Below are 26197 nucleotides of genomic sequence, written 5' to 3' on the forward strand. Positions count from 1 at the left end.
GGTCAATGATGCTTCCCTCTCGAAAGAGTACAAGTACTAGCAACCGCAGACTAGACGGTTAGGCACTACTGCCGTCATAAGGGTTGATCAATTTGAAGTACGCAGACTGGCCCAGGTTGTAGTTGACATAGACCCAGCCTGTTGAGCTGGTTGTAGTCGTATAGCCTTCATTGCCGGTCTTCACCACAGTCACTGGCAAATTGACAACTGGTTGCCCGGTGAACACGGAAGTGACTCGAGCCCCGTACAGATAATAATGTGCCGTTCCTCCCATGTCCTTCGGCCCCTCCCACTCCGAGAACCTGGCCTTGTTATGCGCCAGTGACATCGGCAACCCTCTGGAGGTGAAGCCCCATTTCGCGATCTTCAGTTGCAAGACAAACAACGCATCGCGACGGCTTTCACTGCAATCGAGCGTCCAGGTCACGCCATCGGGATCCATCCTTTGCGGAACATCGCCAGCGGGGCTCAAGGTGATGTTGTGCTCTTGGGCGTCATCCCCCATCCACTCCAGAGTCACGTCCTGACCCACGATCTGGCTGCCTGGCTTGGGTCGCAGGGTAATGCTGTGCCTGGCGCCATGGCAGGGGTACAGCGTTTCACCGAATGCCTTGTCGGCAAAGGTATCGAATTGAACCTCCACCTGGTCGACCAGGTCATCCGACATCAAATGCCCCGGCACATGCCAGTCCGGCAGGTTCGGGCTGCTCAGCTTCAAGCCGAAATAGCCTTCTTCACCCAAAAGGGTGGTAATGGACCACCGTACGCCATCACTCCCGATCGTCTGTGGCACGCCCAGATCCGGAGCGAACAGCAAGCCCTGCGACACGGCATTCGCCAGATCGTCCAGGGTGACCGTGGTGCCGATCAAACTGCTGCCAGCGTTGATTCTGAGCTCCAGCTCATGAGCCATGCCGCGTCGTATCGACAAATCTTCTTTACCCGGGTCAACTTGCTGGCCATTGAGGTACAGCGTGAAGTCCCGCAACCAGGTATTTTCTGCCAGCGCGGTCACTTCAAACGCCCCGTTAGTGATGACCCCCTCATTCTCGTGGGAAACATCGGCCAGGACCTGGTGCACACCCACCGTGTCCGGTGCATAGCGGTACTCGGCCCAGCCGTGCTCATCGGTCAGTGTGATCGTATGGATCTCTTGCTGCCCATCAATGAACCAACGCACTTCAAGCCCCGCGTGTCCCTCCCAGGTCTCGGCAGTCACGACCTGCATGCGTAACAACACGCTCTCGTGCTCTTTGACGACCGGTTGGGCCAGCACAGGCTCGACCTCAGCGATCTCGAAACGGGTACTGACCACCTCGAAGGTACGTGGCTCTGACCACTCTGAGTCATCGCCGCGATCCACCTGCCGTGCCTGCACGCCATAAGTACCCGGGGTCCATGGCACAGTAGCGGTCCAGTTCCACTGACTCACGCCCCGGATTGAGACGAGCAGGTTGGTCAGATCGTCTGTCCGACGCAGCTCGATCGCTCCGCCGGTTCTAGCAGTGCCCGAGAACGACGGCCGGGTAGAGACCGGGCTGCCTGGGGTCGGCGTTTTGATAACGGGGGTATTGGGCTGGGGTAGCACGGTGAAGCCATGGGGTTCGCTCCAATCCGACTCAGGACCATCGGCTTGCTGCTTGACCTGCAGGGAAACGGGGCCGGGGAGCAGGCGATCGGCGACGACAAACTCCAGCACACCGTCGGCATCAGCCGCTTGACTGTGCAACACTTCCCCTTGCGCAATCCGCACGCTGAACACGGCCAAGGGCAGGCCGATCACCCTGACCGGCGGGCGCGAAGGCGTAGACGAACCCGACAGCGGCAGCTCGAAGTGCGGCGCCTCGGGTATTGCCTCCTCTTCCACCTTGAATACACAGACCTCGCTTGGAACAGATTCGACGCCCTCCACCACTTGCGTGACGCTGATCCTGTGCTCGCCGTAAGCCCATTCCAGATCCGGGGTAAAGGCATAGTCTTCACCACTGCCGACCACCGCACCGGCAACCGGACGGCCTGCGCCATCGAATACGTTCAAGGTCGCCAAGGCCGAATAAACGTCGGTAATGATCAATGGCTGCAACCGCTCGACCGGGCTTGCAAGTGGCATGATCACAGGCTTGGGCGGCCTGACCTTGAACGCACGATGGGCGTCCTCGGAAACCAGGTTATCCAGGTAGATTCGCGCCAGGACCTCGTGGAAACCCGGACCATGAAGCAGCGCCGGTGTTTTCCAATGTCCGTCAATATCCGGTAACGCAAAAGCCAACTCATCGCCTGTCAGCGGATCATGCAAACTCACATAGGCCCCTGCGCCAGGGCGCCCTGCACTTCCAGTAAACGGCTGCGCGATATCGATCACCTGCTCATGCTGCGGATACTCGATGACCGGTGCCGACAGCCTCACGGAAAACGTACAGGTTTCGCTGGGATCGGACACTGCCTCATTGACGGTTTGCACCACATACAAGCGGTTTTCGCTCGCCCAGTTCCTGTCAGGTGTGAACTGGCGAATAGACCCTGCATCGGTAAAGCTGCCATCCACCGGTGTGCCCACCTCGTCAAACACGGTCAGCGTGACGGCACCAGGGTAAACGTCGGTTACCGTCAACGGCTGCCGCGGCGTAACCGGTTCGGTGGGCGGCAGAATCGATGGAGTGGCGGGCTTGATATAGAAAGCCCGCAGGGGGCCTGGCAAGGAAGGAATGTTGTTGCTGATCAAGGTTTGCCTGCATCTGACCTGGGTAAAGCCCGGCTCCTGCCAATGGTAAGACGCCGTCCAGGTGTTACCCGTGACCTGCCCTTCGACCAGGATGTTACCCTCTTTATCCAGCAGATAGACCCGTACTCCAACATGGCAGGTGCCACTGAACTGAACATCGGCGGACTGCCGGGATTGCTCCTCGGGCGCATCGATCACCGGTGGGTAAGGGCGGACAATCACGTGGACCCGAGGGTTTGGGGTCGACACAGCCCCATTCACCTCCTGCACCGCCGTGAACGAGTAACTTCCCGGTAACCATTCATTATTGGCGGGGGTAAAGGTACGGCGCTCCCCTGTGCCACTGAAGCTGCCGGCAACCTCTTTGGAATCACGGATTAGCTTCAATACGGCAGCATCGGAGTAGACATCGGCGATTTCCAGTACGCTGCCCGGCTCTATCCAATTGCCAGGCTCAATGATCGTCAGTGACGGTGGCCGGATGTAAAAATCGCACACCGGCCCCGGTTTGGACTCAATGTCATTGATCACTTGGGTCAAGCGCTTTTGTTTAAACCCCGGCACGTCCCAGATATAAGGTGCCACCCAACGCTCGCCATCCGCCGTCCACCAGCCCAGGGTGGTGCCATCCAGGTTGCGCAAGTAAATCGTTGCCCCTTGCCAGCCTGAACCGCTCATTTCAAAACCGACGCCATAGCTGGCGCCATTCCTGGGTTCATCGAATGCCGGTGCAAAGGGCATGGCGCTAAAGGTGCACGGATCGCTCGGTTCGGACTCCCGATCGTTGACAACCTGTGTCGCCCAGACGGTATTGGTGCCTGGCATCCATTCCTGATCGGGAACAAAAGTGTAAGCCCCGACAGTTCCGCTGAAGCTACCGGAAACCCGCCCACCCTGCCTGTATATACGCAACTCCGAGACCGCTTCATGCACCCCGACAATGTTCAGTTGCTGTGCCGGTTCGCCGAAATCCGGCGGCGTCAGAATCGTCAGTTTCAGCGGCTGGGCACAGACCACCCGCGGGATGCTTGGCTCAGAATCCACGGAGTTCACACGCTGCACCACACGGACCGTGCTCGCGCCCACCGGCCAGTCCTGCTTCGGAGTAAACAGACGGTTGGTGCCGATGCCAGTGAAATCCCCCGCTATCTCTTTATCGCTATCGTCGAGCAGCCTCAGTTCGACGATGCCCGGTGTGAAGACGCCTTCAATGCTCAGCACCTGTCGTGGCGAGGCCGGATTAACCGGAGGCATGATTGATAGAGTGTTCGGCTTGATATAGAACATGCGGGGGGCTGTTGGATAGGAATCAACATTGTTGACGACTTGCATCACGCGCTTTCCGGTCAGGCCCGGCGTCTGCCAATAGTAGTCCGCCGTCCAACGGTTACCGGTTACCCATGCCTGAACCATGACATTATCATCGAGATTCAGCACATAAACCGTGGCCCCCGCGCTGCAGGTGCCACTCATCTGGAAATCGGCGGGCTGCAGGGACTGTTCCCTGGGCACATCGATGCCGGGTAGATGAGGCCTGGCTTTAAACGTCAATTGCAGGCTCGGGGTAGATTCCACGCTGTTGACCACCTGCACGGCCCTGACCTTGTGCTCACCCGGCAACCAGTCTTGCGTCGGGGTGAACCTGCGGCTGCTGCCACTGCCGCTGAAACTGCCGGCAACCATGCTGTTATCGGCATTGAGCAGTCTCAAGGTGACGGCACCGGAATTCACATTGGTAATCTCCAGCGCTTGCTTCACTCCGACGGGGCTGGACACTGGCAAGATCGCAAGACGGGAAGGCCTGATTCTGAAGGATCTAGCCTGCGCATCGGAAAGCTGATCGCCTACCTTGACCAATACCCGCAGCGTATGTGCGCCCGGGGCTAATGAGAGTGGCGTGGACGTCCAGCTGCCATTGCTCTGCGGTACTGCCGAGGCCACTTCGTTGTTGCCGACAAGCGGATACAGGACCACCCTGGACCCTGGTCCGGACCAGCCCCGCGTCCCCGAAAACACACTGCCCGACTCCAGGAAACCATTCTCTCCCGGCGTGTGGACAAGTGGGGAAACAAGCACCACGTTGAATACCAATACATCGCTGTGTTCAGACGACACGCCATTGACCGTCTGCAGCACCTTGACCCGGCGAGTGCCCAGTCGCCACTGTTGATCAGGCGTGAACTCGCGACTGCTACCACTACCACTGTAGTTACCGGCGATCGTGCCGCCTGAGTCAACGTCAAGCAGCGTCAAGGTGACAGCGCCAGCGTGCACTCGCTCAATAGTCAGCACCTGTGTGGCAAACACCGGGCCGGACAGGGCCCTGATCGTCGGCTTGCCCGGTTGGACGAAAAAGACCACATGCGTGGCCCTGTCAGATGTGTGCTGAGGGTTTTTCCCTACCTGCGTTGCCGTGACGGTGTGAGTGCCTACCGCCCACGCCGTGGATGAGATCACCGTCCAGCGACCATTTGCTTGAACGGTCCCGGTTAGAAGTGCGCCTCCCTCTCCCCCTTGCCGCCAGATTTCAACCTTGGCCCCCGCAAGCCCGCCGTAGCCGCTAAAAGTAGGTTTGCCATCAGCGGAAACGGTGACGGTTTCGATCGTCAACGCAAACAAAACGGTAAAGCTGAAAGGAATGCCCCAGTCCGATTCAACCCCGTTCAAGGTTTGATTCGAATTGATTGAATAGGGATCAGCCATCCACAAGTCCCGTGTCAGCTGGACACTCCATTGACCGTCATGCAATACCTGAGTGGTTGCAAGCAGGTTCGAAATGACATTGTGCTGATACAAGCGGACCGTGGCGAAGGGAGCACCTCTTCCGCTGATTGTTGGCCGAGCCGTTTTGACAAAGCCCGGATTGTCGGCCACCGGTGGCGCCGGTTTGATCGTGAACTCTTTGGCAGGCGCCCAGTCGGAGTAGGCCCCGGTTGCCTGGCCGATTTGCCTGGCGGTGATGCGGTGTGTGCCAACGGCCCAGGCGGTAGCGGCGGCAACCGACCAACTGCCATCAGGCCGGACCCTCGTGCTCAGCCGGACACCACCGTTGCCCCCATCCATCCAGATTTGCAGGGTCGCGCCCGCTAACCCTGCTATTCCGCTGATGGCAGGCTTGCCATCGGCAGAGACCGTCACTGTGGTTATCGCGGGGGTAAACAACACCGCAAAACTGACGTCATTAGCCCATTCGGATGTTTCACCGTTCAAGGTTTGCGAGGCCGTCAGCCGGAAAGGGTCGGCCATCCACAACGGATGGCTGAGCATTACGCTCCATGTCCCGTTCGGCAGCACCCTGGTGGTGGCGAAGAGAATAGTGCCCGAGTTGGCTTGAGCCAGTTTGACCGTCGAGCCCGGAACACCCGTCCCTCTGATGGTGGGGAGTAGAACCCATACCGTGCCCGGGTTGGCGATCGACGGTTTGGGTAATCCCTGCATCTTCAGTTTGTGAACCCATGCCGAATCACTGTAAGCCGTCGCCTGAAACTCTATCTCCAGCCAAAAGTCATCGGTCTGGGGAACAGCATTGAAGGGCACATTGAATTGCATTCGGGAATACCAGCTCGCACCCACAAAGTACGTCTCGAAACTTGGCTTGTAATGCAGCGCCCGATTTCGACCAGGAAAGCTGATAAATACGTTCCACTTATGAATAGGAGTAGAAACTGCCCACCCTTCGGCCTTGATTAAAAAACCACGCTGCACCGTGTCGAAGGTTTTAGGTTGGCTAACGGTAGGGGCAGGCCAAAAGAGTGGTGCGACACCCCCCTCTTGCGCACTTGCTCCGTCTGTTTCATCTGTAATGTCTGTAATGTCTGTAATGTCTGTAATGTCTGTAATGTCTGTAATGTCTTTCACGGTATCGGCGCTCCTTTACCCGGCATTGTCGCCAGCGTCTACAGCGCCATTTCTATCCATTTCCCTATTCCAGAACACCTGTCAGATCTGACAGTAGCGACCAGCGGTTTAAACTCCTATGAGGAAACAAGGAAACGGAACGTCAAGGACCATAAGCAATAATCCGCCACTTCTTAGTATCAAATCCGTCTAACAAACCCACGCCAACCTGTCAGACCTGACAGGTTACACGGCCATCTTTTATCTCTAGCGTGATCCTGCCGGGCACACCAATGCCCTCCTTACCTCGCAGGAGACATATTAGATGGCCGTCGAACAACACTCGCTGATGAACGCTCTCGTCAACGCTCAAAGCACACCAGAAAAAGGGCGGATCACGTTCGAGGCAGCCATGCAGAAAATGGGCTTTACCTCGGTCTTCGACATCGTCCGCCTGAGCAAGTCCGATTTCGCTTGGCAACTGGCCCGGCTCTGCGACGTCGACGCCGAGTTGGCCTATGACAACGCCATGGGCTATGCCAGCCTGCTGGCGCGCCTTTACCGCGAGTACCAGACGTCCTCCGGCAAATTCCAGGTGCTGGCCGAGCGCAGTGGGGTGCGCGCCCTCGTGCCGCTGGGCCCGACCTTCAAAAACCTGTTCAACGAAAACTGGGATGAATTCTGCAAGGTCGGGGCCCTGGCCGCGGTCGACTCACCGGTGGCCTACCTGAGTGCGTTGATGGCGTTTGCCCGCGTACTGGAAACCCTTCAGCCCGCGGAGCCCGATCGGATCTTGCTGGACAAGCGTCGCCCCGACCTGAAGGACCTGTTGATCAGCCAGGAGAGCACCTTCAAGCCGCGGCCGATGCTGGAGATCGTCAACGATACCCTGGCCCGCAACCTGAGGGCTTACCTGCAAGGTATTCCGGCGGACAAGGACAGGCCCCTTTACCAGGTGCTGAACGAGCGTCGCTACCCCTTCCAGTTGCCCTATGACTTTTATCACCATCAATGCCAGCTGGGTTTGTCCGGTAAAAAGCCGGAACTGGGGGAGCTGAATTATCGGGCCAGCGTGTGGTTGCCCATCGATCAGGACGCCACGAACCGTTACGGCGCCGTACAACATCCGGTGTTGCAGGCACAACGACTGTTGACCGGGTTGAGCCCGGAGCAACAGCGCTTGCTGATCGAGCCGTCACCCTACAGTGATTTCTACTTGAGCCGCGGTGACCTGAGCAATTTGAGTACGGGTTGGCAAAGCGATGGCAGTGCTCAACTGATCCCCCACACGGTAATGCCAACCTGTTACTTGTTGCCCACAGGGCAAGCGGATATTGGCACCGCCAATCCCGCCGCCAGCGTTCCCGTCGCAATCATTAACGCGACCACCTCGGTCCCCGTGACCTTTCGCAATACGGGGCAGACCACGACCCACCCAGTGACGCTGAGGCTGAGCAGCGGCTCGGCTGCAAACACCGGCACCTACAAACTGGGTTCCATACACGGTTCCACAACTGCAACCATTTGTACCCGCATCACTGCCTCCGCGGCACTCCCCGTTCCCGCCACGGCGGGCTACACCGTCAGGTTCGACCTGAACATTGCCACCGGCTCCACAAGTGCCTGGACGAAACTGCTCAGAAGGCGTTTTACCCTTACGCTGGACGAGCAATACCAACTGACAGCCGAAGAACAGGCCTACTTCAAACAGGCCTACGGCGTTGAGATCTCCACACCCGACACCGCGTTCCTGGCCGACCTGAATACCTTCATGCAACACACCGGGTTGCACGCCGAGCAGGTCGAGATGCTGCTGTCGCGCCGTACCCACGCGGTAAGGCTATCGCCCAACTGCCCGAGCAAAAACCTGCAAGCCAATAACCCCGTTATCAAATTTCCGTATCCCAGCCACTACGGCGCCTGTTACGTCAATGGCACGGGAGCCGGTCGCTACGACAGCGTGATGCCGCCCACCGCCGAATCCATCCTGCGCGATAAATTCGACAACGCCATGGACCTCGAACACGTCGAAATCGGCGACAGCAAAACCTGGCGCCTGAGCAAAACCTCCCTCAACCGTTTCGATCGCCTGCAACGCATGATCCGCCTGCAACGCTGGACCGGCATACCCTTCGCCAAGCTCGACACCCTGATCATCTGCGCGATTCGCGCCGAAGGCGAAAACAACCTGGGCATGGAGCTCAACGAAAATACCTTGCGTGCCCTGGGGGTGTATCGCTACCTGAACCGGCGCCATGGCATTGACCCGCAGGAATTTGCGGCACTGATGCACGACCTCACGCCCTACACCACCAGCAAGGACGAGTTGCCCCTGTTCGACCAGGTGTTCAACCGGATGCAATTGTTCGACACGCCACTGGTCCTCGACGATGTCGCGTTCACCTTGACCGGCACCACGCCCGCCAACCAGAAAACCCTGCTGCAACTGTGCGCCGGCCTGGGCTTGCAACCGACCGAAGACTCCTTGCTGCTGATCGCCAGACAGACCATGAGGCTGCAGGGCAACACGCTCAAACGCAACTTGCCGACCGTCTCCTCGCTGTTCCGCCAGGCGCGTATTGCCCGGCTCTTCGGCCTCCCGGTGGCCGACCTGCTGACACTGGCAACCCTGCTCGGTGGCCAGCGATACAAGACGGCACTGGCCAGCGGCCAACTGAGCCCGCGCACATCGCCACAAACCCCAGACATCCTCGATGTGCTGATGCAGCTGGACTGGGCCATCGATTGGCTCAAGGACAGCCAGCAGACGGTCACGCAATTGCAACAGCGCCTGGGGCCGGATATTCCCCTGGTGCAAACCGAAGACTTGCAAGACGATCCGCCAGCCAAAGCGCTTGAACCCGGACCGTTGAGTGATGACTTGCGTGCGCGTCTGATCCGGCTAAATCTGGACATTGGCCGTAACGTGGTCGACCGGCAGCAGGTCGCGGCCCTGGAGCTGCCGCTTTATGACGACAATGCCACCGGCAACCCGGTGAAAATCCAGTGGTTCGAACATCTGATCAACCAGAGACTGCTGGATGAACAGGGCCTGTTGCCTGGACTGGACAACCCGCTGCCCCTGATCGATGAGCCACTCACGTGGCTGGGCACTGACCTTGACCAGATGCTATCCCCCATAAAGTTGGACCCAGCGGTCAAGCAGCGCTGCAAGGAGCAACTGACCACGCTGTTGCTCGGTGCCCATGACCGGCAAACACAGTTGCTCGAAGCACTGTTCCAGGAAACCGCGCAACTGCCGTCGGACCGAACTGTCGCGGTGATGTATTGGGCCTTTCACTCGGTGTATGGCTTGCTGCAAACCGCACTCGATGCCGGGCAAGAACCCAGCGACCAACTGATCACGGACTTCCAGCGCATCTGTCGCCACGCAGAAATCGCTGTACATCTACGATTGAGCAACGTCGCGCTGCGTATGTTTTTGCTCAACCCCCAGTGGCTGGGGGACTACCCGATCAGCAACAGCAAACCAACGCTCCCTGACCTTTACCTGCTGGAGCGCTTCAGTCACTGGCTGAATAACCAACAGCTGCCGCAGGACGTCCTGCTGAGCTATTTCAGCCTGGCCAACCCAGGCAGCGCCAAACTGAAAAACAAAGCGCTGCGTCAAGCCGCCAGCGAAACCGCCAATGCCGCATTGGCCCGGTTGCTGGGCTGGTCTGAAAATGAAGTGCAAGAGCTGACTGGCACCCTGCCTGAGGCCCGGGCCTGCTCGATGGCACAGGTGGACTGGGTTCGCCGCTGCCAGGCGACCTGCATCGCCAGCGGACTGTCCGCCAGGTCACTGCTGCTGGCCACCGCGCTCAACGATCAAAGCCCCCTCAACGATTGGAAAACCGTCGGTGACGCCGTCATGGCCACCCACACCCCCGCCAATTCAGCGCCCGCCAGTGTTTAAGGAAAAATCATGACCTCTGACTTCGATGCCCCCCTCAATGAGTCCTTGCGTGACGCGATGCTAGCGCTGTACTTGCACGAAGCCGTGCCCAAGGATCAGACCATGATCGACTACGGCCTGGTGGACCTCATCAAGACCGCGAACGATCTGTATGAGTATTGGTTGCTGGATGTGCTGATCAGCCAGAACGTGCCCACCAGCCCAGTCGCCTGCGCCATTGCCAGCCTGCAACAGTTGATCAACGGCATCCTGCTGAACATGGAACCCGGCTACCAGAACACCAGCCCGACAAGTGCACAAATCAGGACCTGGCAGAACGGTTTGAACCGCTATCCGATCTGGGCGGCGCTGCAGCAGTTGCATTACTTCCCGGATATTTACCTGGACCCGACCCTGCGGCTGACCAAGACCGACAGCTTCGAGCAACTGGAAAACGACATCAACCAGGCGCAGATTCAGCCCGATACCGTACAGGCCGCGGTATTGGCCTATATCGCACGGTTCGAGGAAATCGCCAACCTGAAGATCTGTAATGGCTACATCGACGGAGAGGATTTCGCCAACAGCACCTATTATTTCATCGCCAAGTCACCCGCCGAAAACGCCTGGTACTGGCGCTCGCTGGACATGGCCCAGCGCGCCCAGCGCGACAAATCCGTCTACAAGTTCGACAAGCCCTTGCCCAACGCCTGGACGGACTGGAAAAGGGCCAATGTGCCAATCCCGGAGAAAGCCCTGGATCACACGATTCGCCCGTGCTGGTTCAACAAGCGCCTGTTTGTGGTCTGGGCTCAAGTGGAGTACCAGGATCCGGACATGATGGCTCCCGGACCTACCGGAAAAAGCACCGAAAACAGTATCAAGGCTCATCCGCTGTTCCGGTTGTACGGCAGTTATAAAAAGTACGATGACAGCTGGAGTACGCCACGGGTCTACATTGAAAACTATTGCCAGACCCCAGACCTGATTGCAAAAACGCCGGAGGAAATCGAGCGTCAAACCCGGACGATCGCGGTGTACGACAATTCGACGTCCCCTGAATCGATGGTGTTGATGCTGTATTCCAACTATGTCGGAGATGACGATGCCTCGGGTGACAAAGACAGCTATGACTTTCTGAGAACGGTGCGCATCGACAAGAACTTCAATGTGACTGCGATGTACCCCTCGCAGGGCTTCGTTCCCAACATCAAGCCGACCCCGGCGGCGGCCACGCCTCTTGAAGACGACCCCAGCAGGGGACACGTGCTGCTGATCGGTCACATCTTCGCCCACACCCTTCAAAATGAAGGTCGTTTTCAATACTGGCTGCCCTCCAGCGTTCCTGACTTCGGCGCGGTCGAGCATGATGCTCCGAAGGCACCGAGCGATATCTGGAACTTCAACCAATGGCAATCGAGAATCAGACATAGCGCAAAAGATGTCGATCTGGTTTATGACAGAACCCGCTCCAACATCGATTTGACGGTACGCCTGGACGAAGGGTTCGATGACATCAAGATAGTCACGCTCAGCATTTACGAAGACGATGCCAAAACCAAGACGCTCTTCACCATGGTGCTGGTATACAACGAGTCCAGTTATCACGATGAGCGCTATACGCTACTGGAGGGTTCAGTCCTCGTGCCTGTGGGCACCGACTGGCTGGATCAGCAAGGAGCCCAATACTCGTTCGTGACCAGCCACGGTTGGAAAAACCTGATTATTGAAGCTGGCGCGGGCGGGGATAAGTTCTCGTTGCCCCAGACCAAAATGGGCGATCCGGCCTCACTGGCAGGCAAACGCCTGTACAAGCACATGCTCGAAGACATCATCAGCTCGCCGAAAAACCAGCTCAGCGAGTTTTGGCGATATACCTCCAAGACCGACAAGTTCAAAGTTGGCAAAAACGTTAATAGCTCTAAACACGGGCCTTTCCGCTACCAATTGTTCATCGGCCACCCTAAGGATGTCATATCCAATACCCCCCCCATGAATTTTGCAGATTTGCGCCAACTCCATGCGACCAGCTTAGCCACCAGCCTGGGCAGGGACTCGACGCTGCGCTATTCATTCTCCATCGACCAGACCACCCATCGACCTGATGGCTGGCCTGTCACCTGGCCTGAAGCTTCTGAAGATCTGAAGATTCCGTTGATCTATGGGGTGTTGGTCTATGAGCAGGTGCGTGTGCTTTGGCCCCCTTCTGATAGTTGGCAGCTCAAAGGCGGGGCGCTCAAGACGCTGAGCATCGGCTGGGGTGCCGTGGAGAAGCAAGAGACACAAATCGCACCGAGCGTCCACAAGCTGCCAGTCTCGATCCCAGAGGACAATCTCTCTCTGGGCGAAGCGCAGTTCATCGATTTCACCGGTTCAAGCATCCAATACAGTGATGGGTTGGACAGTTCGACAAAACGCGACCCTATCCGCATGAACACCGTTTTCTCCAGGCAGCTGATCGAACGCGCCGAGTCCGGTATGGCGTCGCTGCTGAGCTGGGACACCCAGCACATGAAAGAACCCGCCATCCCCAACGGCCAAGGCGCCGAACCCATGGACTTCTCGGGCGCCTACTACCTGTACTTCCTCGAACTGTTCCTGTACCTGCCCTGGCTGGTGGCGCACCGCCTGAACCAGGAGCAGCAATACGACGAGGCCAAGCGCTGGTTGGCGTTTGTCTTTGATCCATCGCGCCAGAGCAACACCCCGGGGCGTCCCGACTATTGGCAGTCAGTACCGCTGGAAGAGCCGGTATGGCCGACTCCGCCGAACCCGAGCCAGGCCATCCTGTACCCGGACGACCCGCACCAGATTGCCCTGAGTTTCCCAGTGCATTTTCGCAAGGCGCTGTATGGCCTCTATATCGATATCGAGAGCAACCAGGCAGACGCAGCCTACCGGGAACTGACCCCGGACGGGCTGGCAGAAGCCAAGCTGCGTTATGCCCACACCCTGGATATGCTGGGCGCGCGCCCGGACGTCAAGCAAGCCGACGACTGGGAGCCCGTCAGCCTGGAGGAACTGAGTACGGCGAAAAACCCGGAGTTACGCAAGTTCGAGCAACAGTTGATCGAGGCTCAACAGCGCCTTGAGCACAACCCGCCTTTGCGGATCGGAAACGCCCCGGCCTCAGAAGTTGCTCCACTGCTGTGCCTGCGGCCTTGCACCCCCGACCCCTCGGTGCCTTGCGTCGACAATCCGTACTTGCGCCGCCCCTTCAACCCCGAGCTGATCCAGCGCTGGGAACGGGTCGAGGGCCGCCTGTACAACCTGCGGCACAACCTTGACATAGCGGGCAATGCCTTGAACCTGCCGTTGTTTGCCGCGCCGCTGGACCCTAGAGCGCTGCTCGCCGCCCAAGCCCAGGGATTGTCCGGGGCGGCACTCAACCGTTTGTTGAGTCCGCAGATTCCACACTACCGTTTCAGCTTCATGTTTGCGCTTGCGCAAAATGCGGTGGAGGGTGTCATGCAATTCGGCTCGACCCTGTTGTCGTTGATCGAGCGTAAAGAGCAGGCGCAATACCTGGAACTGCAACAGCAACAGGCCTGGAACCTGGCGAAAGTGGCTGTCGACATTCAGGTCCAGGCCGGAAAGATCGATGAAGCAAACAAAAAAGCGCTGCTAGCCAGTCAAGAGATCATTCAAGGGCGTCTGAAATATTACGAAAAGTTGGTGAATGACGGCGTCAGCGTCGGAGAAATTCTAGCCGGATCCTTACACCTGGGCGGTCGCGTAGCGGAAATCAGTATGGGTATGTTGGGGTTCTATGCGGAAACCGTCAAAGCGGCGCCAAATATTTTCGGGATGGCAACCGGTGGCCATCGCCTGGAAGGTACTTTCCAAGCCCCGATGCACTTGCTACAAGCTTCGGCAACCGCCCAACATGGCGCAGGCGAAGCCATCGCTGTTTATGAGCAATACCGTCGCCGCGCCCAGGAATGGACCCAGGCCCGTGACCAGGCAAAACTCGAAGCCGAGCAAATCAAGGCTCAACTGGAAGTCTTCGAGGCACAACACACCGCCACTCAACTGCAACTGCGCCAAGCGCAAACCGCACTGAACCAGGCCAAAGCCACCCACGACTTCCTGCTGAGCAGCAACCGCTTCAGCAAGTCCCAGACCTACGACTGGCTCAACAGCAAGTTCGCCGGCTTCTACTACACCGCCTTCAACACCGCACAGTCCCTATGCCAGGCCGCCGAGGCCTGTTGGCAGTATGAAATGGGCGACTTCACTCAGACCTTCATTCGTCCTGGGACATGGAATAACAGCTACCGCGGATTGGGGGCGGGGGAAGAGCTGAAAATGAGCTTGCAGCGAATGTACAGTGAATACGTGCAAAAAAATAAACGCGACCTGGAAATCCGCAAAACCGTGTCGTTGAAAACGCTCATTGCCAAGGATCCCGAATCGACGATCAACAAAACCTGGGAGAACATCAAAACTGCTCTGACGAGCACTGGCACCTGTGATTTCGAACTGACGGCAAAAATGTTCGAAGACGATTACGCCGGCCAGAATCACTACCTGCGGCGGATCAAAACCATCAGCGTGTCCCTGCCCGTCACCGTTGGGCCCTATGAAGACATCCGCGCCGTCCTGAGCCAGAGCTACAGCAAGGTGGAAATGTCCGCCACGGCCGGCAACGTCAAGGAGAACCTGAGAGCCAGCCAGCAGATTGCCCTATCCCATGGCGTCGATGACAACGGTCTGTTCCAACTCAACTTCCAGGACGAACGCTATTTGCCGTTCGAATACACCGGCGCGATTTCACGCTGGACCCTGACATTCCCCAACCTGATTGCGCAGAAGGCGATGCTTGAATCCCTGACCGACATCATCATTCATGTTTCCTACACCGCCAGGGCCGGTGGAGGTTTGCAATGAACGAACAAACTCAAACCCCTCTGGAAATCAATGCACCCTCCTTGCCCAAAGGCGGCGGAGCCATTCAGAGCATCGGCAAGGGCTGGGGGGCGGTAGGCACCAGCGGTGCGGCATCGCTGGAGTTGCCGCTGCCGATCAGCAAGGCTCCCAACCGTGACATGGTCCCAGCCCTGGGCCTGGGCTACAGCAGCGACGTCGGCAACAGCCCGTTCGGCATCGGCTGGCGCCTGACTACCAACGCCATCACCCTGCGCACCACCAGGGGCGTGCCCAGGTACGACGGTAGCGATCAGGTGGTCGGCCCCGGCGGTGACGTGTGGATGCCAGAGAAGAGTGACGACGGCTCACTCATCGCCCAACCGGTTTCCGAGTACAACGGCGTTCAACTGGGCATGCACCTGGTCGTGCGCTATTGGCCGCGGGTCGAAGGCGCTTTCGATCGGATCGAGCATTGGACCAATATTGACGATGCGGACAACCCGGCCGGCTTCTGGCTGATCCACGGCGCCGACGGCAGCCTGCATTGCTACGGAAAAACCGAAGCATCGCGCCGGGCCGACCCGAATGACAAATCCCGCGTCGGTGTGTGGCTGATCGATGAAAGCCTGAACCTGCGTGGCGAACACGTGGTGTACGAGTACAAGGCTGAAACCGACGCGCCTACCGCCCCGCAGTTTCGCGATTACCGTGCCCAGCGTTACCTGCACAAAGTGCTTTACGGCAACGCGCAGGCATCTGCCAACTTGTACTCCTTGAGTGCCGACGGCTGGAAAAATGTGCAATGGCATTTCCACTTGCTGTTCGACTATGGCGAACGCAGCACCGACCTGACGCAAGTTCCGCCCTATCAACCGACCGGTGACTGGCAGGTACGATCAGACTCATTCTGGAACTACGCCTACGGCTTCGAACTGGGTAATCGGCGACTGTGCCGGCAGGTGCTGATGTTTCATCAGTTTACCGATGAACTGGGACCCGAACCGGTGCTGGTCCAGCGCCTGCTGCTCGAACACCGTCGGAGCCCCTTGGGCTACAACCATCTGACGGCCGCTCACATTCAGGCCTATGACAATCAGGGGCAGATGGAAAGTCGCCCACCCATGGAATTCTTCTACAACCGTTTCGAAGTCTATCCGGCGCGTCAAGGCTGGACAGCGTTTGCCCCGATGCCCGGCCTGAATGACGGTCAGCGTTACCAGTTGGTGGATTTGTACGGCGAGGGAATGCCAGGGGTGCTGTTCAGCAGTGACAAGGCCTGGTACTACCGCGAACCGTTGCGCGCCGCCACCGGTGGCAACGACGTGAGTTATGGCGACTGGGAGGCATTGCCCGCCATTCCCGTGGCCGATAGCAGCAAACCGATTCGCCAGTCCCTGAGTGACCTGACCGGCGATGGCAAGCTCGACTGGGTGATCGCCCGTCCCGGTCTGTCCGGGTTCTTCACCCTCAATCCCGACCGCTCTTGGTCGAACTTCGTAGCCTACGATGCGTTCCCCACGGAGTTTTTTCATCCGATGGCGCAGCTGGCGGATCTGGTCGGTGACGGCCTGACGGACCTGGCACTGATCGGCCCCCGCAGCGTGCGGCTGTATTCAAGCCGTCGTGAAATCGGGTTCAGCCAAGGTGCCGACGTTCCTCACGATGACGACGCTCTGCCAGTGTTGAGCAATGCCCAGACTGAACTGGTGGCGTTCAGCGACCCACTGGGCAGCGGTGCACAACACCTGATCCGCATCCGCCACAACGAAGTCAAATGCTGGCCGAACCTGGGCCATGGCAAATTCGGCAAAGGCTTTGTGCTTTGCGCCTTACCCTTCGACTACGCCGAATTCGATGCTTCGCGGGTGCGGCTGGCGGACCTGGATGGCTCCGGTGCCGTTGATCTGATCTACCTCGAGTCCGACCATTTCCGGGTGTTCATGAACCATGGCGGTAATGGCTTCGATCAGGTGTCAGTCGATATGCCGTGGCCCGAAGGTGTGCGTTACGACCGCCTCTGCCAGGTCAGCATCGCCGACCTGCAAGGGCTTGGCTGCTCCAGTCTGATCCTGACCGTTGCGCATATGGAACCTCGGCACTGGCGTTACGACTTCGTCAGCGCCAAGCCATATCTGGTGAATGCCAGCCACAACAACATGGGCGCCGTGACGGGTGTGAGTTACCGCAGTTCGGCCCAGGAATGGCTGGACGAAAAGGCCGAGCTGATTGCGGCCGGAAAAGCCGCGGTTTCTCATTTGCCGTTCGCCATGCATCTGGTCAGCCAGCAGACCCAACTCGATGAAATTACCGGCAATCGCCTGACCCAGAACTTCAATTACCGCCAAGGTTTTTACGACAGCGTCGAGCGTGAATTCCGTGGTTTCGGCCTGCTGCTGCAAACCGATACCGAAGCCTCAGTCGCCGAGCGCGCCAACCCGGGTTTTACCGCGCCGATCCTCAGCAAGACCTGGTTCCACACCGGGCTTGCCGTCGACATGCGCGACGACGGTTACTACAGCCGCGACCCACTGGCCGAGGCGCTGGGTAAAACGTTATTGCAGGAATATCACCTCAGCGATGCGGCCGGTCGCTCCATCGATCCCGATGAGGACCTCGCCCGCGAAATGGCCCGCGCACTCAGTGGCTCGATGCTGCGCACGGAAGTCTTCGCTGCCGACGACGATCCCGCAACAGCGGTGCCCTACACCGTGCAGGAGAACCGCTTTCTGGTGCGCGAACTCCGGCCCAAGGGCAACCATCATCCTTATGCCGTGTTGCAACCGCTGGCGCTGGAAAGCATCGCCTACCAGTACGAACCGCAATTGGCCGACGACCCGCTGGTCCAGCACACGATCAATCTGGACTGGGACAAATTCGGCAGCCTGATCCACAGTTTTGTCGTGCACTACGCCCGGCGCAAAACCGACAAGGACACCCCGCCCTTTACCGTCGCTACACCTGGTGACGAAAGCGATGAAGACTACGAAAACAGGTGGTGGCTGGACGCCCATGACGAAGCTCAACAATGCTGGTATCTGACCCAGGCCAAGGCCGAGTACAGCCATCTGGAAGACTTTGATGGCTGGCGCCTGGGTCTGCCTTATCGTCAGCGCGGCAATGCGCTGGTTCTGGAAAAAGACGAACTCAAGCCCGCCGACATCAACTACGAAAACTTCCTTGGCTGGAGCGTGGATAACGGGGCCTGGTCAGCCAAAGCGGTGCTGACCGGTTTGTCGTTGCAGCGCTATCAGGATCCGGACACGGGCAATTTACTGGCCCCGGACAAACTGATCTTCAACGCCCTGCCCGACTATGTGGAAACCGCCGAGCTGGGTAAAGAAGCCCTGAAAGCCTACCGCTATCTAAGGGATGAACACGGCAATATGCCGTTCAACCTCAAGGAGAAACTCGAATCCCCTGAGGTCGGCTACCACATCATGGATCTATTCTTGCCAGATGCTCCTGCGGGTGACCCCGAAGATCCAACCGATGCCGAAAACTACCTGTGGTCAGTACGCAAAAGCTTCCCCACCTACCATTACCTCGCAGGTTTTTATAACGTCAAAGAATTCCAGCAGACCAAGAGCCACGGCATCACCAGCGTCGCCTATGACGACCACTGGTGCCTGACCACGGCCGTCACGCTGCCGGACGGTTGCACCACGCGCATCCTCGACGTCGACTACCGTTCGTTTCTGCCTGCCGCTATCGAGGACCCTAATCGCAATACCCAGGAGGCGCGCTACAACGCATTCGGCGAAGTGCTGGTGACCAGTTTCTACGGCACCGAACTGGGGGTCGAGGTCGGTTTCGACCCTCTCAGCGGCTACGAGCCACCGGAGGATCGCACACCGGCCGGGGCTATCGCCGACAAGCACAAGGCCATCGGCAACTACGCCACCGCCACATTCTCCGCACCCTTCAGCTGGATGGGCGAAGTTCCCCGGACAGCCCCCGCCCCCTGGCTGGACTGGGCCCGCGCCGAAGGTTTTGTATTACCCGACGGCCACCTCTGCAGTCGCGCCCGCGTGCATCTTGAGGGCTTGCAAAACCCTTCCGCGAACGAGCGGCAGCTTCAGCAATACCTCGACGACGCGCGTCGCGCCCCCGTGTACCGCGTCATCTTGCAGGCCGACCGCTACCCCGGCGATCCGGAGCTGCAAATCCGCGCGGGCATCGCCTGCTGGGATGGTTTCGGGCGTGTGCTGCAAGCCAAACAGGAAGTGGAACCTGGTATGGCCTGGGTGGTGAACGACAAAGGCGAGCTGGACCTCGACGAGCACGGACGGCCCCGGGAAGAACAGGCGGCCCGGCGCTGGCGAGTCAGCGAACGGGTCGAGTACAACAACAAAGGCGAAACCGTGCGTATCTATCGGCCGTACTTCGCCAGCGCGTACCGCTACATCAATGATGCGGCGATCCGTGAGTCCGGTTATCACGACCAGCAGTTCTACGATGCCGCCGGTCGGCCGACCCACACCGTGCTGGCGAAAAAAATGTTGCAGGGCAATCCACCTGAAGAAAAGCCGTTGCGTCGCGAACAGCGCTATCGCACCTGGTACACCATCGCGTTCGATGAGAACGACTTATTTGAACCACCGCCCGCACAACGGCGCTCCAACTGGACAATCCATTGAATTCAAATATCCATCGCCATACGCCAGAACTGGCGGCAACAGACGGTCGTGGCATAGCGGTACGGCAAGTCGCTTATCTTCGCGCAGTGGTGTCTGACAACCCCGTTGCGCGAAATTCCACTCAACAACATGACGCCGCCGGGCGGCTAGTGGCTCAGCGCGATCCACGTTTCTTTTCAGCAGCAACCCGGCCGAACCAGTCAACGCTTTACAGCCTGTCGGACGCGGTGCTGGTGACTGACAGCGTCGATGCGGGATGGCGCCTGAGCCTGACGGGGGAAACCGGACAAGTGCTCGAACATTGGGACCGCCGAGGCAGTCATTGGCAGTACGAGTACGACGACCTGCGCCGGCCAATCGCTCTCCATGAGTACGCCCTGGGCGTGGACTTACGCACCGTCGAGCGCCTGACGTATGCCGACAACTCGTCTGAGTTCGCCGAGCGCAACCAGTGCGGGAGTTTGATCCGCCATGACGACTCGGCCGGTTCGCTGTGGCTCAAGCAAAACGCCCTGAATGGCGAATTGATCCGCCAGGTCCGGCGTTTCCTGCCGGATCAGGCGGATCTGTCAGCCAACTGGCCGGCGAACGAGGCTGATCGCGATCCGTTACTGCAACCCGGTGAAGGCTACATCAGCGAACATCGATACGGCCCGTCAGGTGAAATGCTGGAACAGATCGATGCCAGCGGCCATCGACGACAATTCAACTTCGACCGCGCCGGGCAACTGCAACGCATCGACCTGACGCTCAGGGGGCGGCCATCGCAGCCGTTGCTCAGCGCTGTCGAATACGACGCAGCAGGAAAACTGCTCACTCAGATTGCCGGCAACAACGTCACCAGCGTTGCCAGCTACCAGCCTGAAAACGGGCGACTGGAATGCCTGACCGCGACCACCTCGACACACCGGCGCTTGCAGGAAATGAATTACGAATACGACCCGGTCGGCAACATCCTCCGGCTCATGGATCACACACAAGCAGACAGCTATTTCGACAATCAGCGCGTGGCAGCCGAAAACACCTATACCTACGACAGCCTCTACCAACTGACCAGCGCCAAGGGGCGTGAAACGGCGGGTGCGGGCCAGAACCCGGGGTTGCCGGAGCTGAACATCCCCAGCCCCATCGACCCTGCCCGTTTGCTCAACTACAGCGAATATTACGAGTACGACGCTGGCGGCAATCGGACCTCGTTGCGCCATGAGAGTGATAAAAATCCGTTCAGTCGCCTGATGTACGTCGACCCACAAAGCAACCGCGCGTTGCCATGGTGCGAGGGGGAGGACGTTCCCGACTTCGAGCGTCAATTCGATGCTAACGGCAACTTGCAATACCTGGCCTCAGGCGCCCAACCGCTGACCTGGGATGCACGCAATCAGTTGCAAAGCGTCATCAATGTCCAGCGCCCGACCGGGATCAATGACGGTGAATGGTATCGCTACAACGCTGCCGGAGAGCGGGTCGTCAAGCTTTGCACCCGACGGGCCCGCACTGTGACCCATCAAGATGTTGTGCACTATCTCCCGGGCCTGGAAGTGCGCACCGCCGACGACGGCGAGGAGCTTCAGGTTATTCACGTACAACTGGCCCGTGGCAGCGTGCGGTGCCTGCATTGGGTCAAGGGAACACCGGACGGTATCGATAACGATCAACTGCGCTATAGCATCGATGATCACCTGGGCTCCAGTTGCCTGGAACTGGATCAACAGGCCGCCGTCATCAGTCACGAGGGTTATTACCCCTACGGGGGCACGGCATGGTGGGCTGCCCGCTCGAAGGTCGATGCCGATTACAAGACCATTCGGTATTCGGGGAAGGAGCGGGATGCCAGTGGGCTTTACTATTATGGATTTCGGTATTACGCACCGTGGCTGGGAAGCTGGATCAACCCTGATCCGGCAGGTAGCGTGGATGGCTTGAATTTGTATTGCATGGTTCGCAACAACCCAATGGCATTCAAAGACTGGATGGGGCTGGCGTCAGACTCGGAGGAAGAAAGGCCGGCCACCATCAGGTACAAAAATGAGCACAACCGTGATCGTCGAAAGAGCGACCTGCGCGCAAAGGTGGTGCGGCTGTTCGGCGACCCCAGTCCGTCAAGACCTTCCTCGTCACGGTCTTCTCGAGAGTCTCTGAGCCATCGGTCAACGTCCTCCAGATACCATCCTTTCGAACATCCTCGCGCATCCCAGTCCACGGACCGGCGAGGCTCACCTCCTACCTCGCGACTTGGCGCATTGAAAATCGATGAACCGCCGGCATCGATTTCGTCATTTCTACCATCTACCGGTTCTTTTCCATCTGGAAAGCAACAAACACGGCTGCACCGAGAAGCGTTTCCAGGGGAGAAAAGCGAACTGACAACGCCTGTCGACCCGAGCAATGTTTACTTCCATTACACCAACAAGGTCGGGCATGCCGCGATAATGCGCGATTGGATGCTCACTCCTTCCTCGAAGGATCTCGACGGGACGCCCCATAAAAACATCAATCGTCATTACCTTACCGATCTGGCACCCGAGACCCAGTCACAACAAGCCACCTCGCAGAGCATTTTTGGCATCCGCAAACATGGCAATTACCCGGACAAAATGACTCACTATTTCGAGATCAACACCGAAGGACTGCAATTAACCAAGGCCGCTACCAACAACCACATATTCTATGTACAGACTGTCTTTGATATGCCTTTGCGCTATGTCTCCAGTTCGAGTCGACAGCTCAATCGTGTAGTCAGACATGGCGAGACGTCGGTACGCTGGAATTGACCAGCGCCTTGACTGTCACCTCTTCAACTGCACCATTTGGAAGGAGATCGGTGGAGCGCATGCTATGGTGCTCCACCCTGACACTCCCCTTTCCTGACCAATGATTTTGACCTCCCGCTTTCCGCGCATGATGTTCTACGTACTGCTCATCATCGCCGGTGCCGCCATCGCCGCCACCCTGGCCATGCGCCACGCCGTGCGCCAGTCAATGGTCGAAGATGCCGCCCGTGCCAATCAGCAACTGGCGCTGTATGCCACGTCCCTGCATACCCTGATCGAACGATACCGTGCCCTGCCCGCCGTGCTGGCGCTGGATCCGGAGCTGCGCTCGGCGCTCAAGGGGCCGGTGAGCCCCGGGCAGCAGGATGTGCTGAACCGCAAACTGGAAAAGATCAACGGCGCCGCCAACTCCTCGACCCTGGAATTGCTCGATCGCACCGGCCTCGCCGTGGCGGCGAGCAACTGGCGTTTGCCCAGCAGTTATGTCGGCCACAACTACGGTTTCCGGCCCTATTTCAACCAGACCCGCACCCAGGGCACCGGGCGCTTCTACGCCGTGGGGGTGACCAGCGGAATTCCCGGTTACTTCCTCTCCAGCGCGGTCAGCGATGACGACGGCCAATTCCTCGGCGCCATGGTGGTGAAACTGGAGTTTCCCGAACTGGAACGCGAGTGGCGTCAGGGCAGCGACACGCTGCTGGTCAGCGATGCACGCGGGATCATCTTCATCGCCAACCAGCCGGGCTGGCGCTATCGCCTGCTCAAGCCGCTGAGCGACAGCGATCACACTGAACTCAAGGCCACCCGCCAGTACGACAAGCAGCCTCTGACGCCGCTTGAGTTTCAATCGTTGCGGCGTTTCGACGACAACAGCGATCTGGCCCGGGTCAATGGCCCGGACGGCAAGGCGGATTACCTGTGGGAATCCCTGCCGCTGAGCACTGAGGGCTGGACCCTGCACCTGCTGCGTCGCCCGCAGGTCGCCTTCGAAGACAGTCGCAACGCCGCGCTTGCCGCGGCCGGTTTGTGGCTGACCCTGGTGTTCCTGTTGCTGTTTCTCAACCAGCGCTGGCGTCTGGCCAAACTGCGTCAGCGCAGTCGCGAAGAACTCGAACGACTGGTAGAAGAACGCACCCGCGACCTGCGCACCGCCCAGGAAGGCCTGGTGCAATCGGCCAAACTCGCGGCGCTGGGGCAGATGTCCGCCGCCCTGGCCCATGAGATCAACCAGCCGCTCACCGCCCAGCGCATGCAGTTGGCGACCTTGCGCCTGCTGCTCGACCACGGCCGGGTCGACGACGCCTACAAGGCGCTCAAACCGGTGGATGAAATGCTCACGCGCATGGCCGCCCTCACCGGCCACCTGAAAACCTTCGCCCGCAAAAGCCCCAGCGGCTTGCGCGAACGCCTGGACCTGGCGGCGGTGGTCGACCAGTCGCTGCAACTGCTCGACACCCGGCTGCGCGACGAACAGGTCAGCACGGTGCTCCACCTGACCCGCCCTGCCTGGGTGCGTGGCGATGCGATTCGTCTGGAACAGGTGCTGATCAACCTGCTGCGCAACGCCCTCGATGCGATGCAGGATAAACCCTGCAAACGCTTGGAAATCCGCCTGGAGGCCGACGAACAATTGTGGCGCCTGAGCGTCATCGACAACGGTGGTGGCATTGCCGAGGAAAATCTGTCCAAAGTCTTCGATCCGTTCTTCACCACCAAACCGGTGGGCGAAGGACTGGGGATCGGGCTGGCCGTGTCCTTTGCCATCGTTCACGAATCCGGCGGGCGCCTGAGTGCCGGCAATCATGACAAAGGTGCCGTGTTTACCCTGACCTTGCCCATCGACCAGGAGGTGCATGAACCATGCTGAACTCAGTGATGGTGGTCGACGACGAAAGCAGCATCCGCAGTGCCGTCGAGCAATGGTTGAGCCTGTCGGGCTTCGAGGTGCAGCTGTTCAGCCGCGCCGACGAGTGCCTGGCGCAGTTGCCGAAGCATTTTGCCGGGGTGATTCTCAGCGATGTGCGCATGCCCGGCATGACCGGGCTGGAACTGCTGGCCGAGGTACAACGACGGGATGCCGATTTGCCGGTGATCCTGCTGACCGGACACGGCGATGTACCTATGGCCGTCGAGGCTATGCGCGACGGGGCCTACGATTTCCTCGAAAAGCCCTTCAGCCCGGAAACCCTGCTCGGCAGTCTGCGCCGCGCTCTCGACAAGCGCCGGTTGGTCCTGGAAAACCGCGCGCTGCACGAGCAGGCGGACAACCGCGCCAAACTGGATGCCACGCTGCTCGGCGTGTCCCGTGGCCTGCAAACCCTGCGTCGGCAGGTGCTGGACCTGGCAGCCCTGCCGGTCAACGTGTTGATTCGCGGGGAAACCGGTAGCGGCAAGGAACTGGTCGCGCGTTGCTTGCACGACTTCGGGCCACGGGCCGACCAGCCCTTTGTCGCGCTCAATTGCGCGGCCATCCCCGAGCAACTGTTCGAGGCCGAACTGTTCGGCCACGAAAGCGGCGCGTTCACCGGGGCGTCCGGCAAGCGCATTGGCAAACTGGAATACGCCGACGGCGGCACGCTGTTTCTCGATGAAATCGAAAGCATGCCCTTGGCCCAGCAGGTGAAATTGCTGCGGGTGTTGCAAGAGCAAAAACTTGAGCGACTGGGTTCGAACCAGAGCATCCGCGTGGATTTGCGCATCATCGCCGCGACCAAACCGGACCTGCTCGACGAGGCGCGGGCCGGACGTTTTCGTGAAGACCTGGCCTATCGTCTGAACGTCGCCGAGTTGCGTTTGCCGCCGTTGCGCGACCGGCGCGAGGACATCCCGTTGCTCTACGAGTCGTTTGCCCGCCACGCTGCCGAACGCCTGGGCCGGACCTTACCGCCGTTGAGCGGTCCGCAGTTGAGCCATCTATTGAGCCACGACTGGCCGGGCAATGTGCGCGAACTGGCGAACGTCGCCGAGCGTCAGGTATTGGGGCTCGGTGAGCCGGAGCCCTTGGGCATAGAGCCCGGCCAGTCGCTGGCGGCGCAGCAGGAAGCGTTCGAAGCGCAATGCCTGCGCGCCGCGTTGACCCGGCACAAGGGCGATGTGAAAGCGGTGCTCGAAGAACTGCAACTGCCGCGCCGGACCTTCAATGAAAAGATGCAGCGGCATGGGTTGAGCCGGGAGATGTTCCTTCAGGAGAACTGAGTTTTTTGCGGTGCCTGTTCTGGCCCCATCGCGAGCAAGCTCGCTCCCACAATGTTTGGCGTACACAGACCCACTGTGGGAGCGAGCTTGCTCGCGATGAGGCCGGCAAAGGCAGTACAAATACACCGCCAGATAAGCAACTTTCCGCTCACCACTCCCCACAGATAAGCGGATTTCCGCTCACCGAAACACCCTGCCCCCTCTAAACCGGCCCTCTCCCCCTTGGCACAGCTCCTGCTATAGCCCCTGCAGGCTGCGTTTAAACGCG

The 26197-nt window shown here is 59.1% G+C and carries 7 protein-coding genes; 6 read left to right on the top strand and 1 reads right to left on the bottom strand.

Going from position 1 to position 26197, the window contains the following annotated elements:
• Positions 1 to 58: 58 nt before the first annotated feature.
• The gene (locus ACEN8Z_RS25985) at positions 59 to 6580 is read right to left on the bottom strand and encodes a hypothetical protein (protein ID WP_495596105.1); all 6522 of its coding nucleotides are present in this window, start codon (positions 6578 to 6580) and stop codon (positions 59 to 61) included.
• 304 nt (positions 6581 to 6884) lie between these two features.
• Between ACEN8Z_RS25985 and ACEN8Z_RS25990 the strand changes: the two genes are divergently transcribed.
• The 6 genes from ACEN8Z_RS25990 to ACEN8Z_RS26015 all read left to right on the top strand — a co-directional run bounded on the left by ACEN8Z_RS25990 (position 6885) and on the right by ACEN8Z_RS26015 (position 25929).
• Positions 6885 to 10478: a Tc toxin subunit A gene (locus ACEN8Z_RS25990; RefSeq protein ID WP_495596106.1), complete on the top strand. Its 3594-nt coding sequence runs from the start codon at positions 6885 to 6887 to the stop codon at positions 10476 to 10478.
• 9 nt (positions 10479 to 10487) lie between these two features.
• Positions 10488 to 15347 carry a Tc toxin subunit A-related protein gene (locus tag ACEN8Z_RS25995; protein WP_495596107.1) on the top strand — a complete coding sequence of 1620 codons (4860 nt, stop codon included), beginning with the start codon at positions 10488 to 10490 and terminating at the stop codon, positions 15345 to 15347.
• On the top strand, positions 15344 to 19963 hold the full coding sequence (locus tag ACEN8Z_RS26000) for a SpvB/TcaC N-terminal domain-containing protein (RefSeq protein ID WP_495596108.1): 4620 nt from the start codon (positions 15344 to 15346) through the stop codon (positions 19961 to 19963). Before ACEN8Z_RS25995 ends, ACEN8Z_RS26000 begins: the two co-directional genes overlap by 4 nt.
• Positions 19960 to 22734 (top strand): RHS repeat-associated core domain-containing protein, encoded by a 2775-nt coding sequence (locus ACEN8Z_RS26005; RefSeq protein WP_495596109.1) that lies wholly within the window; start codon positions 19960 to 19962, stop codon positions 22732 to 22734. Before ACEN8Z_RS26000 ends, ACEN8Z_RS26005 begins: the two co-directional genes overlap by 4 nt.
• Positions 22735 to 22834: 100 nt before the next feature.
• Positions 22835 to 24601 (top strand): sensor histidine kinase, encoded by a 1767-nt coding sequence (locus tag ACEN8Z_RS26010; RefSeq protein ID WP_495596110.1) that lies wholly within the window; start codon positions 22835 to 22837, stop codon positions 24599 to 24601.
• Positions 24595 to 25929 carry a sigma-54-dependent transcriptional regulator gene (locus tag ACEN8Z_RS26015; RefSeq protein ID WP_007993665.1) on the top strand — a complete coding sequence of 445 codons (1335 nt, stop codon included), beginning with the start codon at positions 24595 to 24597 and terminating at the stop codon, positions 25927 to 25929. The genes ACEN8Z_RS26010 and ACEN8Z_RS26015 overlap by 7 nt, the downstream gene beginning before the upstream one ends.
• Positions 25930 to 26197 lie beyond the last annotated feature (268 nt).

It is taken from the genome of Pseudomonas sp. Pseusp10, from assembly GCF_059492225.1.